At 42.4% G+C, this 14,528-nt stretch carries 10 protein-coding genes; 3 read left to right on the top strand and 7 right to left on the bottom strand.

The features are described 5' to 3' along the window. Positions 1-413: 413 nt before the first annotated feature. The 3 genes from CYLST_RS28065 (at position 414) to CYLST_RS28055 (ending at position 7,665) form a co-directional block, all read left to right on the top strand. Positions 414-1,745, top strand: coding sequence for a P-loop NTPase fold protein (locus tag CYLST_RS28065; RefSeq protein WP_015211118.1), 1,332 nt, complete (start codon positions 414-416; stop codon positions 1,743-1,745). Continuing rightward, positions 1,721-6,805: a WD40 domain-containing protein gene (locus tag CYLST_RS28060; RefSeq protein WP_015211117.1), complete on the top strand. Its 5,085-nt coding sequence runs from the start codon at positions 1,721-1,723 to the stop codon at positions 6,803-6,805. Before CYLST_RS28065 ends, CYLST_RS28060 begins: the two co-directional genes overlap by 25 nt. Positions 6,806-7,143: 338 nt before the next feature. Then, positions 7,144-7,665, top strand: coding sequence for a hypothetical protein (locus tag CYLST_RS28055; RefSeq protein WP_015211116.1), 522 nt, complete (start codon positions 7,144-7,146; stop codon positions 7,663-7,665). A 215-nt stretch (positions 7,666-7,880) separates the two neighbouring features. Here CYLST_RS28055 and CYLST_RS28050 read toward each other — a convergent pair whose 3' ends face one another. From CYLST_RS28050 to CYLST_RS28025, 7 genes are all read right to left on the bottom strand, one after another. Continuing rightward, the gene (locus CYLST_RS28050) at positions 7,881-8,132 is read right to left on the bottom strand and encodes a hypothetical protein (protein WP_015211115.1); all 252 of its coding nucleotides are present in this window, start codon (positions 8,130-8,132) and stop codon (positions 7,881-7,883) included. A gap of 231 nt (positions 8,133-8,363) precedes the next feature. Then, on the bottom strand, positions 8,364-8,693 hold the full coding sequence (locus tag CYLST_RS28045; RefSeq protein WP_015211114.1) for a hypothetical protein: 330 nt from the start codon (positions 8,691-8,693) through the stop codon (positions 8,364-8,366). Positions 8,694-8,817: 124 nt separating this feature from the next. After that, positions 8,818-9,321, bottom strand: a complete 504-nt coding sequence (locus CYLST_RS28040; protein WP_015211113.1) for a hypothetical protein — start codon at positions 9,319-9,321, stop codon at positions 8,818-8,820. Between the two features lie 50 nt (positions 9,322-9,371). Next, positions 9,372-9,548, bottom strand: a complete 177-nt coding sequence (locus CYLST_RS34915) for a hypothetical protein (protein ID WP_015211112.1) — start codon at positions 9,546-9,548, stop codon at positions 9,372-9,374. 269 nt (positions 9,549-9,817) lie between these two features. Further along, complete coding sequence (locus CYLST_RS28035) at positions 9,818-12,010, bottom strand: lytic transglycosylase domain-containing protein (RefSeq protein WP_015211111.1); 2,193 nt, start codon at positions 12,008-12,010, stop codon at positions 9,818-9,820. Between the two features lie 408 nt (positions 12,011-12,418). Continuing rightward, complete coding sequence (locus CYLST_RS28030) at positions 12,419-13,678, bottom strand: FAD-dependent hydroxylase (RefSeq protein ID WP_015211110.1); 1,260 nt, start codon at positions 13,676-13,678, stop codon at positions 12,419-12,421. 71 nt (positions 13,679-13,749) lie between these two features. Continuing rightward, positions 13,750-14,508, bottom strand: coding sequence for a YebC/PmpR family DNA-binding transcriptional regulator (locus CYLST_RS28025; RefSeq protein ID WP_015211109.1), 759 nt, complete (start codon positions 14,506-14,508; stop codon positions 13,750-13,752). Positions 14,509-14,528 lie beyond the last annotated feature (20 nt).

The following is a 14,528-nucleotide window of genomic DNA, read 5'->3' as shown; positions in this document are numbered from 1 at the left end:
CCAGCTATGAAAATTTTGTGGGGTTAAATTAGCAGGAGCTAAATTTTTAATTGTACTTAATAGTACCTTTTTCTGTTTCAGATATTTTTACAATTTATAGCAATAGATTTTTAATAGTCGGCAGTTTTGGCAGCTTTGACTAGAAAATAAAGCAGAAGGCACGGGGCAGAAAAATATTTGCTTTTGTGTTGTGCAAGTAGTTTATGAGTGTTTTACTTGTAAGGGTATTTCTGCTGCCTTTATTTTTAAATGAGGCATTCCCCTGTAGTACATATATATGTAAAACTATCCGGAGTGCTGCTATTTTGGAATGTAATTTGAGTAAGATGTACTACAGTCAAGTATTAATTCCCAAAAGTAAATATATTTATTGTGTTTTTGTCGTCCCTATTCCTGAGTGAATTCGATTAGTTATGCTCCTAGATTTAGAAAGATTTTATCAGGCTTGCAATCCCAGCAGACCACTAATGATAGGAAATGCTGCCGATCGCCGGTACTATATCGATTTTGCCTCGGTGCGGGGGGGCAAAATTATTGAGGCTTTGCAGCGCACTATCACCCGCATCTCGCCGGATGCACCAACCTGTCAGCTATTTACAGGACACCTTGGTTGTGGTAAATCCACGGAGTTGTTGCGCCTGAAAGCTGAGTTGGAGGAACAGAAATTTCAGGTAGTTTATTTTGAGTCCACCCGTGTGCTGGAAATGGCGGATGTGGATGTGACTGATATTCTGTTGGCGATCGCAGGTCAGGTGAGTGAAAGCCTAGAAGCGATGCAAATTCGCCTCAAACCTAGCTACTTTACCAAGTTGTTTGCTGAGGTGGTGGATTTTCTGCAAACCCCGATTGAACTTGGGGTTGAAGCTGAATTGTCTGTTGGAATTGCCAAAATTACCGCTAAAACGAAAGAAAGCCCCCAATTACGGCGACGCTTAAGAGACTATCTGGAACCACGGACAGAAAATATTCTGTTCTCAATTAACAAAGAACTGCTAGAACCTGCTAACGCTGTACTCAAAGCTAAAGGCAAAAAAGGACTGGTGGTAATTGTCGATAACCTAGACAGAGTAGCAATTCGTCCTTTACCATCGGGGCGATCGCTTCCTGAATATTTATTCATCGAGCGGGGTGAACAATTACGCAAACTGCATTGCCACGTAGTTTACACAATTCCCCTAGCTATCACTTTCTCTAACGATAGCGCCGAACTCCAACACCGCTTGGGGGGTGGGGTAGCACCAAAAGTATTGCCAATGATACCCGTGCGTCTACGTTCTGGGGAAATTTTTCCCGAAGGGCTAGAACTGATGCGGCAAATGGTTTTGGCTAGAGCCTTCCCCGACATTTTGGTAGGCGATCGGTTAGGCTTGATTACGGAGGTATTTGATAGTCTGGAAACTTTAGATCGGTTGTGTCTGATCAGTGGTGGTCATGTGCGCGACTTGCTAGGGTTGCTGTTTGACTGTCTCCGTGACCAAGATCCACCCTTTGACCGTGACTGTGTCGAATTGGTGATTCAAAGACAGCGAGATTACCGAGCCAAAGCCATCGACCCCCATGAGTGGGATTTAATTTTTCAGGTGGTGCAAAAGCAACGAGTTGGCGGTGAAATTGAGTACCACACTCTGTTGCGGAGTTTATTTGTCTTTGAATATCGCGATCGCCAGGGTGCTTGGTTTGCCGTCAACCCAGTGTTAGCCGAAACGCAAAAATTTAAATCATGGTTGAACGACACCCACCAGTAGATATAACAGCGGCTAACGAGCGTGCTCTGCGGAGTTTGGGGAGGGCAATTTCCCTCTCTAGTGGTCAATTCTCGGTGGTTTTGGTGTGCTGTAACTATCAAGTCTTGCAGGAGCTACTCCTGCAAAGACTTACAGAACTGACGATGGGAGCTTACCAAATTCAAAAGGTAGTTTTGCCCCGCAATGCCAGAAGTCTTTATACAACTATCCATTTCCAGCTAACGGTTGATCAACCCTTAGCATTAATGATCTTGGGTTTAGAGTCAGTAGATGGACTTGATGACTTACTAACTTCGATCAATCACATTCGCGACGAATTTCGCAAACGCCACACCTTCCCAATGGTTTTGTGGGTAAATGAAGAAGTATTGCAAAAGCTAGTGCGCTTGGCACCAGATTTCGCTAGTTGGGCAGCAACACCGATTCGGTTTGAAATGACCTCTCCAGATTTGTTGCTATTTCTGCAACAAGAAACTGACTCTTTGTTCGCCACAGTGTTACACGCTAACACTGATCAAAATAATCAAATAAATGTTGATAATTTCACTTTAGAGCAAGTCTGGCAGCGCAGTTATGAACTCCAGTTTGCGATTAAAGAGTTAGAACATCGCGGTATTAGCTTAGAGCCAGAATTAAATGCTAGTCTGCAATTTGTTTTTGGTCTAGATGATTATGTCAGTGACCGGATAAAGTTAGCTTTAACCCACTTTCTCCAAAGCTGGCAATTTTGGCAAGAAGAAACGATAAAAGAAGGACAGAGGCAGCGAAGAGAGAGAAGAAGAGGTATTGTAGAATGGGAAAATTCATCGAAATCTCCTATTCCTGTCTCTCCGTCGCTTCATCTGCTACGCCAGGGAGTTTTATTTTTTTACATTGGTTTATGTTATTCCCGTTTGGCAGAACAAAATCAAACAGAAAATCGCCGTCATTGGTATGACGCTAAATATTATTTTCAGCAATGTTTGAATGTTTTTCATGTAGCTAAACGTGTAGATTTAGTTGCTGAGTTTATTGCTAAACTCGCTGAAGTTTTGCAACATCTCCAAGAATGGTCAGAATTGCAACTTATTGCTCAAGAGTCTCTGGAGTTGCATCAAAATTATGGTAGCCAAATTCAACTGGCCTGCGACTACGGTTTTCTGGCTCAAGTAGCTGTGCAGCAATTCAGGTGGGTGCAAGCGAGTATTTTAGCTCATGTAGCGCTACTGAAATTAGGGGAAGCACAAAAACATCATGAACCACATCACAGCTTGTTTCCCTTGCTGCTGGGACAAATTTATTATTTGATTTTAGCGAAGGCACAGCGTCATATAGGTGAGCAAGACATAGCTGATGAATATCTAGAAAAAGCAACTTTAGAACTGTCAGCAGCTTTAGAAAATAGCGAGCATCAATATGATGCCCATCGTTATATTCGCTTATTGCGGAATATGCGATCGCTTTATTTTGAAGCAGGTCGCTATCTGGAAGCATACATTATTCGCCAAAAACGCCGTTCTGTTGAGCAGCAGTACGGCTTTCGCGCTTTCATCGGTGCCGGTCGTCTCCAACCCCAAAGACAAGCCACCAACCCAGCTTTGATGTCATCTACCGGCAATCGCAGCGTCGCTTTAGAAATTGCTGCCTCTGGTCGGGAAGGTGATATTAATAACTTAATTGGCAGAATTAGCCGCGCTGATCAAAAGTTAACGGTGATTCACGGTCAATCAGGAGTGGGTAAGAGTTCAACCGTCAGCGCAGGCTTAGTCCCAGCATTGCAAAATCGCGCTATTGGTGATCAAATTGCCGTACCTGTGGTACTACAAGTTTATACCGATTGGGTGCGGGAATTAGGGAAATCTTTAACAGCGGCAGTCTCTCTGATTAAGGGAAGTCCAGCCATTGAACTGGCTACACCCACCACCATTGACGAGATTTGGCAGCAATTACGCGAAAATGCTGATAACCATTTAATTACGGTTTTAATTTTTGACCAATTTGAAGAATATTTCTTTGGTTATACTGACCGCAATCAAAAGCAAGAATTTGATAGATTTATTAGCGACTGTCTGAATATATCCTTTGTCAAAGTTATCTTATCTTTGCGAGAAGATTATTTACATCGATTATTAGAATTTAAACATCTCTCGGCACTGGAAGCAATTAATAATAATATTCTTGACAAAAATATCCGCTATCAGTTAAATAATTTTTCCCCAGAATATGCCAGAGCTATTATCCAAAAGTTAACCGAGCGATCGCAATTTAATTTAGAACCTACTTTGATTGATGCCTTAGTCGAAGATTTATCAGCAGAACTAGGAGAAGTCCGCCCGATTGAGTTGCAGGTAGTGGGAGCACAACTGCAAGATGAGCGCATTACCAAATTAGAGCAATATCAGCCCTATCGACCAAATAAACTGATCGAGCGCTACATCAAAGAACTGATTAAAGACTGCGGAACCGAAAATGAACGCGCAGCTTTACTCGTCTTGTATTTATTAACAGATGAAAGTAACAAACGTCCATTTAAAACCCGTGCTGAGTTAGCAGCAGAACTAGCAGAATTAGAAGATGCTGCCAAATTAGAGTTAGTTTTAGATATTTTAGTGCGCTCTGGGTTAGTAGTGTTATTCCCCGATGTTCCCGAACGCTATCAACTAATTCATGATTATTTAGTAGACTTGATTCGCTACCTCCAACAACAAGAATCTAGCTTACAGGCACAACTGAATCAATTACGTGACAAAGTAGACCAAAGTCAAACGGAAATTGAGCGACTTAAAAGCGAACTGCGGCAAAAAAAGCAGCAAGCTAAATTGGTAGATACTCAACCCCAACAGGGATTAGATTTAGTTACAGAACTGCGGGAGCTACGCAAGCGAGAAGAACTGACTCAGTTAGAAATTGAACACCTGCGAGCCGAACTTAAAGAAAAAGAGTTAACTACTCAATTAGTCGAAAGTCAAGAAAAACAACGGCTGAGTGAAGTTCGCTTAAATCGTTCCCTGAAAATTGCCCTTGGTGCTTCTATTTTTGCCATATTCGGGTTAACTATTTCTATAATCACCGCAGTAGATAGCGAAATTAAAACCCTCAGTGCATCCAGTGAAGCACTTTTTGCCTCACAAAAAGGCATCGATGCTGTCAAAGAAGGTTTGAAGGCTGGCAGAAAATTACAACAGAATATCTGGGTAGATTCCTATACGCGGCAACTGGTGCTAACGTCCCTATACCAGGCAGTTTACGGGGTAAAAGAGCGCAATCGCTTGGAGGGACATTTGTCTGGGGTCAATAGCGCTACATTCAGCCCTGATGGTTCTTTGATTGCCTCAGCCAGTGCAGACGCAACTATCGACCTTTGGCGTCCTGATGGTAGCTTGTTACACACCTTGGCGGGGCATGATGATGTGGTGAATAGCGCTACATTCAGCCCTGATAGTCAAATTATTGCTTCCGCTAGTCAGGATAAGACGATAAAACTGTGGAGTCGGGAGGGTAAGCTGCTGGCTACTTTATCAGGGCATCAGGCTGTGGTAAATGGTGTCAGTTTTAGTCCCGATAGTCAAATTATTGCTTCTGCTTCTTTAGATAAAACGGTGAAATTGTGGAGTCGTGACGGTCAACTGCTCAACACTTTAACAGGGTTTGGTAATGCGGTTTTGGGTGTAGCTTGGTCGCCTGATGGTCAAATAATTGCGGCGGTGAGTGCTGACAATATAACCAAGCTATGGAGTCGAGAAGGTAAATTGCTGAAGGTTTTACAGGGACATGAAGATGCCGTTAAAAGTGTAGCTTGGTCACCGGATGGTCAAACAATTGCTACCGCCAGTTTAGATAAGACGGTGAAACTCTGGAGTCGAGACGGTAAGTTTTTGAGAACTCTGTCGGGACATAGTGCTGGTGTGACTAGTGTGAGTTTTAGTCCTAATGGTCAAACAATCTCTTCAGCTAGTACCGACGAGACAATTAAACTCTGGAGTCGGTCTGGTGCACTGTTAGGAACCTTGAAGGGACATAATAATTGGGTAAATAGTGTCAGCTTTAGTCCAGATAGCAAGACTTTGATTTCTGCCGGTCGGGATAAAACTATTAGACTTTGGCGATGGGATGATGTGTTGCTGCGAAACCCCAAAGCTAATAATGATTGGATTACTAGCATCAGTTTTAGTCCTGATGGTAAAACGTTGGCGGCGGCGAGTCGAGATAAAACAGTGAAACTCTGGAGTCGCGATGGTCAACTGCTGAATACTTTACCAGGTGATGAGGATCAAGTCTGGGGTGTAGCTTGGTCAGCTGATGGAGAAACTATCGCTTCAGCTAGCAAAGATAAAACAGTGAAACTCTGGAGTCGCGATGGTCAACTGCTGAATACTTTGAAGGGTCACAAAGATGCGGTTTTAGGTGTAGCTTGGTCAGCTGATGGAGAAACTATCGCTTCAGCTAGCAAAGATAAAACAGTGAAACTCTGGAGTCGCGATGGTCAACTGCTGAATACTTTGCAGGGACATACCAACGCCGTGAATTGGGTCAGCTTTAGCCCTGATAGTCAGTTGTTAGCATCAGCCAGTGATGACGCTACGGTGAAGGTTTGGGGACGTGATGGTAAACTGCTGCACAACTTAACTGGTCATAGCCGGCGGGTAAATGGTGTAGCCTGGTCACCTGATGGAAAAACTATAGCCTCAGCCAGTATTGATAGTACAGTGAAACTTTGGAGCCGGGAAGGGACTTTTCTCAAAACTCTCTCAGGGGATGGTGATGGTTTCATCAGTGTTAGTTTTAGTCCCGATGGTAAAACTCTGGCTGTCAGCAGTGATGATAAGGTGAGGCTGTGGAACCGGGAAGGGACGCTGCTGATTGCTTTGAAGGGTGATAAGGATGAGTTAACCAGTGTCAGTTTTAGCCCTGATGGTAAAACTCTGGCTGCGGGTAGTGGTAATGGTACGGTGATTTGGCGAAATCTGGCAGATATTAAGCTGGAAAGCTTACTGGATAATGGTTGTGGTTTAATAAATGACTATCTGTTGCATAATCCGAAGGTGACGAAAAGCGATCGCACTTTGTGTCCTAATAAGTGATCTAGAAAAATTACTGCTAATTACGCAATAAATTAATCAACCATTGCTGTATTAAAGTTACAAATTTTTTACAGCAAGCGTCTCTGTTCTGCTATGTGTGATGGTGCAAAGTGCCCGCTCTTTGCGCCCTCTCGACTACCTATTAACCAATACGGTTCAGTTAAGAAGAATTGTAGCAACTGTTGTTTTTCCCTCCTATGAAACATCACCCCAAAACTGACTAAAATACACAAATATACTGCTATTCAGCAACTCCTCTACTACTCTAGGGGATGATTTATTTTTGTTGGCATCTCTAATATTCTGAGTACAGTAAATCATGGAAAAAGATTTCAACTATGGCTACAGTTACCTTGGTTGCTGCCAGACAGGTTTCATTAATTCCTGCACAAGAGATTAGAGCTACTCAAGATAAGCTCAAAGAACTTCAGAATTACCAGAATAATAACTGGGCAATCGGTCTCAACGGAGATACTTTTCAACCAGATGGATTCCTGGGGTTCTTTAGTCAACGAGGATTATCATTCAAGTACTACATTAACAATCAAGGTGTTTCAGTAGGTTCACCCTCTGCTTACGGTGAGAATATTACAACACTAGAGAGATACATAGCAAACATCCGTGCCGAGGAACAAGCATCGGTCGAATCTACAATCAAAGAGCTAGAGTATTACAAATCTAATTTCTGGGCAATTGGTCTCAACGGAGATACTCTTCAACCGGATGGATTTAATAATTTCTTTGCTGCTAGGGAATTAACATTTAAGCCTTTTGTGAGAAGCAAAGTTTCCATAGGTCAGGAATCTGCCTATGATGAAAACATCGCCACTCTCAGGAACTACTTGAAGTCAATCGGCTAGATTCGTTACTAGTTAATAGGTTAGGTTAATACGGTTCAGTTAGAGCCAAAAACCCTAAACTGCATAGGTTGGCTTGAGGAACGAAACCCAACATTTCCGAGGTTGTGTTGGGTTTCACTTCTTACTGCTCCGCAGAAGCAAGCTACAACCCAACCTTGCTCATATGACTAAAGTTGTGCGGACTGACGTGGGTTGGGAGATCTTAATATACAAGTTCATAAAGAAGTAGAAGCCAACCCTATATCTGGATTTTCATCTATTTTTATGATAAGTCTCTCATAAACACCTAACTGCTCTCTGAATTCTTCAATTTCAATTAACAATTCAACCTCTTTTCTCCCCTCAAATTTACCTGCTGGTAGTTCCTGTAACCGCTGATCAATACGCCAAAATAATTTATCTAAATCTAGTAGGGCTATTTTTACTGGTGAATTTGCTTCATCACCAGCAAATGAGGGGATACCCAACGATCTGAAAGATTCGGCGATCGCTTCTTGCGCTGATTGTTTATACTGCTATTGTTGCTTTTGTTCTAGTTGCTGTTTTTGAGCAGTTAATAATTCGTCACTTACAGACTGAATTATTGCATCAAATGTCTCTCCCAATTTTTCAGGAGACTTGTCAATGTCGTTAATAAAATTTTGTAAATTAGCAAAAATTAATGGTAAATTCTGCTGAATACTAGGTGAACCCGAAATTTATTCTAATTTATTAGTTAATTCCTCCATTTCTTCACTGATATTGATTCCTTGAGATTGCAGCGTCTCTTGTAAGGAATTGATACGAGAATTTGCAATAACTATTTGCTCAGGGTTTTGTAATGTGCCTTCACTTAATAAGTCTTTTAAGTTTGTGTATAAATTATCAACAGCAGCTTGAGCAATTTCAGGTTTATTTTGCAATTCTTGAGAATTAACCCCTAAGACTGAAGAAATTAGGTTTGACTCTGAAGTAGACTCTAAAGTCTGGGTTGCAAACAACATAAAATCACTAAAGGCATTTTTAGCTGTTTCCAAAGCTTGGTTCATATCAGATTGGAGATATTCTCTAGCCTCTAAATCTGTAATTTCAAAGGAAATTATTATAGTTACCAATCAAAGTAAAAAGTATTAGTGCATTCTCCAAGTCACAACAATTGCAACTTGCTCCTCTCTACACCAGTAACCCATTTTTATCGATAAGTTTTTCCAGCCATTCCAGGAAGCTATCGCAATACCATTCGCATTCTCCACCTTCAATGGAACGGTAAACACCCCAACGCCGAGTTCCGGTAGCATCGAACGTGTAGCCTAAACCTATAGATTCGTTTTCCATATCTTGACCTTCTCCAACTCGAACCACCGAAGTACAAAACGCATAAAATCCATCATCATCAATCACTTCACCCCCATCTTTAATCAGATGAAAGCTTATTTCTTCTAAAAAGCCAAATATTGCTATGACTAATTCTCCTTTAGGCCAATCAACCATTGCTCCAGAATAATATTCCAGAAAATCAATATATCCCGGATCTTTTCGTAGAAAAGAATATTGTTCGAGGAAACTATCAATTTCTTTTTGTAATTCTAGGCTAGGTGATTCAGGATGTTTTGGGCCTCTTCCGACTGTCACATAACCAAGTTCGGTAAATTTTTGCATCAAAGAATGAATATCCATTTTAAAATGTTTATTTCTTTGAAGTATAGATGATTGATCATCTTGACCTGTTAAATAGCTAAATAACGTTCTATTTCTGCAATTGGCTTGATTGTAGCACAACAAGCTATTCCTAGATATAAATGTAGTTCACTTGTCGGGTTTGATGCTAAATCAATTACACCGAAATACAGAGCTTCAACAAATCGTTTGTTCTCAACTAGTTTTTCAATGGGAGGATGAAACATAACAGTTTTCTCAATTCAATTAATTTAGGAAAAATTCCTACATCCTTGACAAACTGGTATATCTCTATCACCAACATTAAGTTTATTCAGACAATTCACTTCTAATTAACTGGAGATGAGATAACTTGTATATTTTGAGATCTCGATCCGCCTACCCTAGCAGAAATGCATAATTTAACATTATCCAAACTAGATGTAATTTAGCTTACTAGAAACTCTGACAGCGATTTTCAGGTAAATAGACTTGCTGAGTTGACATTTTGAATTGCTTACGGCGTTGGTAATTTTGGATGTTCAGCCGAGTATTTACTCACTAGGGCGGATACTTCTGGGTTGTATAGTCGCTGATAATTCCAGTAATTACCAAATACTTGCCGGACGTAATTTTTGGTTTCGTCAAAGGGAATATCTTCAACAAATTCATCTGGATCTTCTCTCGGCAAAGTTCTCAACCACTTGTCAACGTTGCCGGGGCCAGCATTATAACTAGCGATCGCTAATAAGGAGTTATTGTTATATATCTTATGGGTATGCTCCATATACCACGTCCCCAGCATGATGTTATCGTCGGGCTTTTCTAAGTTAATTGTTTTAATGTCTAACTTGATTTGTGGAGCTATCCATTTAGCTGTGTCTGGCATGATCTGCATTAAGCCGGTAGCACCAACAGGGGATTTAACTTTAGCCTCAAACCGAGATTCTTGCCGCATCAGGGCAGTAACTAACAGGGGATTAACTTTCCGTTCCGCAGACCATTTTGAAATCTCCTTGAGATAGGGAAACGGATAACGGGCTTGCCAGTAGGTGATTTGTTTGCTAAGAGCTTCATACTGTGCTTTGTCTTCGGGTGTTTCCCGGTCTTCTAATTTAGAAATTGTGTTAATTCCTAATAAATTTTCTCCCCTTGTCAACTGCATCAACCCTTCGGTAAATTGCTCTGGTACAGTGGGCTGGGCTTTATTGAGAAATTCTGTTTCCCATTGCAACCAAGCATCACGGTCTTGACCTAGCAGATATAATTCTTTAAAAGTCTCAGAACCTGCCGGAGGTACTGGACGCTGGGGTGAAACAACTTCCGGACTCATGAGGCGAACATTATTAAAGCTACCAACATTCAGCCCCAAAATGTTTGCGGCTCGCCATGCGTAATAAGATTGGGGAAATTGGCTCAGTACGTATTCATAAGCCGTTTTAGCCTCTTGCTGTTTGCCTAAGATAGTTGCCCATTTACCCACCCAAAAGCCGGCTCTAGGAGCCAAAATACTGTTGGGGTTGTTGGTAACAATTGGTTCTGCCCATTGCCATGCCCCGATGTAATCTTTGGCTTTGGCTTTCTCTTTGGCTATTTTCCAGCGATATTCTGCTGCTTCATCAGAATTGGCGTACTTGCCTAGGAGTAATTCTCTAGCTGCGCCGGCTGATTTGCTATCCTTCAGGGCTTCTAAGGCTTTGGCTTTTTGTACCAGTGCTGTACTGGCTTGGTCTGGAGATTTACTGATGACTTGGTTAAGGTAGGGTATGGCGTCTTTGGTTGAAGCCATTTCTGCTAACCGCAGTCCGGCAGTTCCAGTTTCTGGTGCTGTGGGGAATTGCTGTACTAGTTGTTTATAGGTGGCGATCGCATTTTCCCGTTCTTTGCCCCCTACTTGTAAACCCCTGCCAGTGCGGTAAAGATTGCGCGCTGTCTTGGGTGCTTTGGCACAAGCCGCTGCCGCTTTCGTAAATTGACTATTTTCCCAATAAGCTGTACCAATGATGTCCCAGTCTTCGGGTTTGAGATTGGGCTGTTTCACCAGCTGATCCAATACACCTACTATTCCTGGTTGGTTAAAGGCATATTTTGCCAGAATTAATTGTAATTTTGGCTGATTGGGATTTTCTTTTAACCGTTTGCGGATAATTTCCCAAGTCAGGGGATGAGAAGGAAATTGAGCGATCGCTTGATCTTGTAGTTTTGGTTGGGCGATCAGATATATAGCTTTAACTGCGGCCGCTTCTTTGGGATACTTTCTCAGCACTTCTCGCCGCAGATCCGAGGCTTTGCCGCCTTCAGACAGCATATCCTGAGCCTGGGCCTGTTTCAGCAACACGTAGGGCGCTAGCGCCGGATAGTCTTTATCTAGTCCTTCGAGTAAACTCAGCGCTTTTTTCGCTTGGGTTCTTTCAACGTAATCACTAGCCAAAAGATAACGGGCACGTTCCCGATCTAGCGATCGCGAACCTTGGGCAATTGTGGCTAGTTTTGCCGCTCTTTCTGGCAGAGACTGTGAGACCAGTGGAAACACGGCTGATGTGGCTTTGTTGGCTTCAGAGACTTGCTCAGGCTCACTCTTACTGAGTTTGAGCCATTGCCCTAGGTTTTTTCCTAACTGAGGCGCTGACACCATTGCCCCGGCGAGAAAGGCACACAGTCCTACACCGGCAATCAGCGAAATTTGTTTTTTCTGTAGTTTCTTCAGCATCGATACCCGCTGAAAATTTCCGATAAATTTCTTGAAACTCTAGCACTACTTGCGGTCAGTGTTATCACTTTTTAGGCAGATATTTGGAATTTTTTTGGGTAAAAACGCAAAATATCAATCTTTTTAAAGATTGATGCTCGGTTACCAGTACCTTAGACTGAGCGTCTAGCGCTCATTCTATTCTATTACATCTATCGTCAGTGTATGGTACGAAAATTTTAGGTTAGCGGCTTACAAGAAAATACTTAATTTAATGTAAAATCTGCCCTTGATTTTTTAAGTAACCTGAATCCAATTTAGGTAGGTTGAATTAAAGATAAAACCGCTGTACTTCTTGTTATTGCCGAAATTACGGCATCTTTTTCGCTTTTCAGGGCGTTACGGAAGCCGTAGCATCGACTACTTATTTCACCGTTTTGCTAATTCGGGAGTTCGCCCTTTCAAACCAATCATCAACTTCAGGGCAAAGATTTTTACCATCGGGACTCGCTGCATAATGCCTAAACCCAGGCGACGAATTACGACTAATGGTAAAAAGTTATTAGAAAAAACCCGATCTAACAAATCGGTGAAACCTAAAATTGCTAGATTTTCCTGTTTTCGCCAGCGTTCATATTTTTTGAGGATTTGGATTTTACCAATATCTTCACCGGCTTGATGTGCTGTTTGGATGATTTGCGCCAAGGCTGCTGCATCACGAATACCCAAGTTTAAACCTTGTCCACCGACGGGATGACAGTTGTGTGCTGCATCGCCAACTAAAGCTAAACGGGGGAGGACATAGCGATCGCTCTGCATTAGTTGTACCTGGAAAATAAAGCGATCGCCTAATAATTCCAATTTACCCATCTGATCACCATAGCGGCGGCTGAGTTCAGCCAAAAATTGCTGATCATCTAAAGCGCACAAAGCCTTTGCTTCTTCATGGGGTGCTGTCCAAACAATCCGGCAGCGGTTTCCAGGCAAAGGTAAAATCGCAAAGGGACCACTAGACCAAAATTTCTCGTAGGCGGTATTATTGTGTGATTTTTCTGGTTTGACAAAGGCCACAATGCAAGACTGCCAATACTTCCAGCCTTTGGTTTTAATCCCCGCAGCTTGCCGAATCGGCGATCGCGATCCATCAGCACCTACTAGTAATTTACTGCGAATTGTCCGCGGCTCACCCTCAACTGTGATATTGATGTTAACTAGATCTTGTTCGTTCTGGGTATTTACCACCAACGCCGGACAAAGATAAGTCACATTCGGACAATTTTGGACAAATTCTTGTAAAGGCTGCAACAGCGCTTGGTGTTCTGCCACATATCCTAACTCTGATGTTCCTAAATCAGAGGTTTGAAAGGCCACCACATCAGGATAATCGGCGTCAGAAAGTTTAACCTGACAATATTTGGCGATTTCGGGCAGTATTTTCTCCCAAATGCCAATTCCCTGGAAAATTTGCGCCGACAGCATATGTACAGCGTAAGCTTGTCCTTTAGCTACTGCGGCTGAGGCCACTTTTGCCTCAATCAGCAACACAGTTAAGCCAGAGTCTTTTAAAGCAGCGGCTAGGGTTAAGCCAACAATCCCACCGCCGACAATTACCAAATCGTAATCATATCCCCGCTTGTCTGTGGGTGTGTGGGGAGGGGAAAAAGTTTGAGTAAGCTGCGTCAGGGACATTGTTAAGATAAATTACAGCGCTTTAACTACTATTGTGACGCGATCGCGCCTTTTAGGGCAAGGTAATTTCTCTAAGCAAAAGTTAAAGTCATTAGATCCTCTGCCATTTCAAAATTAGCTGTCACATTTTGCACATCATCTAATCCTTCGAGACTATCGATTAATTTAAAAAGCGATCGCGCCTGATCAACTTCGGTAACTTCCACCTGATTACCAGGAATCCAGCGCAATTCGGCATCTGTCACCTTAAAGCCTTTGTGTTTTAGTGTCTGACTCAGAATTTCTAATTTGCCGATGTCGGTAAATACCTCAGCCGTCTCATGTTCCGTCATCTCATAAGACTCAGCATCGCCTTCTAGAGAAGCTTCTAAAAGCTGTTCTTCATCAACTACACCCGACACCACACAAACACCTTTTTGGGCGAACATCCAGCTAACACAACCTGTTTCGCCGAGATTGCCGCCATTTCGACTAAAAGCCATTCGCAAGTCCGCAGCCGTGCGATTACGGTTATCTGTGAGGGCTTCAATCAAAATTGCTACACCACCAGGGCCATAGCCTTCATAGCGAATCGCTTCTAAACCGATGTGATCGCTACCAAAAGTACCAGCACCTTTAGCGATCGCTCTTTCGATATTATCGTTAGGAATACTCGCCGCTTTTGCCTTGTCAATAGCTGTGCGGAGTTGAAAATTAAGCGCTGGATCAGGAACGCCGCTTCTGGCAGCTACAATAATCGCCCGTGACAGTTGAGTGAAGGTTTTACCCCTTTTGGCATCCACCACTGCCTTCTGGCGCTTAATATTGGCCCATTTACTATGTCCTGCCATAATCTGAAAAATATCAAAAC

It is taken from the genome of Cylindrospermum stagnale PCC 7417 (assembly GCF_000317535.1).
Classification (GTDB): domain Bacteria; phylum Cyanobacteriota; class Cyanobacteriia; order Cyanobacteriales; family Nostocaceae; genus Cylindrospermum; species Cylindrospermum stagnale.
Note: the sequence above shows the minus strand (reverse complement) of the source record. Positions and strands in the feature narration are given on the sequence as shown.

Coding starts and splice junctions, on each gene's coding strand:
- CYLST_RS28065 (WP_015211118.1), top strand. CDS start 414: ATGCTCCTAGATTTAGAAAGATTTTATCAGGCTTGCAATCCCAGCAGA.
- CYLST_RS28060 (WP_015211117.1), top strand. CDS start 1,721: ATGGTTGAACGACACCCACCAGTAGATATAACAGCGGCTAACGAGCGT.
- CYLST_RS28055 (WP_015211116.1), top strand. CDS start 7,144: ATGGCTACAGTTACCTTGGTTGCTGCCAGACAGGTTTCATTAATTCCT.
- CYLST_RS28045 (WP_015211114.1), bottom strand. CDS start 8,693: ATGAACCAAGCTTTGGAAACAGCTAAAAATGCCTTTAGTGATTTTATG.
- CYLST_RS28040 (WP_015211113.1), bottom strand. CDS start 9,321: ATGGATATTCATTCTTTGATGCAAAAATTTACCGAACTTGGTTATGTG.
- CYLST_RS34915 (WP_015211112.1), bottom strand. CDS start 9,548: ATGTTTCATCCTCCCATTGAAAAACTAGTTGAGAACAAACGATTTGTT.
- CYLST_RS28035 (WP_015211111.1), bottom strand. CDS start 12,010: ATGCTGAAGAAACTACAGAAAAAACAAATTTCGCTGATTGCCGGTGTA.
- CYLST_RS28030 (WP_015211110.1), bottom strand. CDS start 13,678: ATGTCCCTGACGCAGCTTACTCAAACTTTTTCCCCTCCCCACACACCC.
- CYLST_RS28025 (WP_015211109.1), bottom strand. CDS start 14,508: ATGGCAGGACATAGTAAATGGGCCAATATTAAGCGCCAGAAGGCAGTG.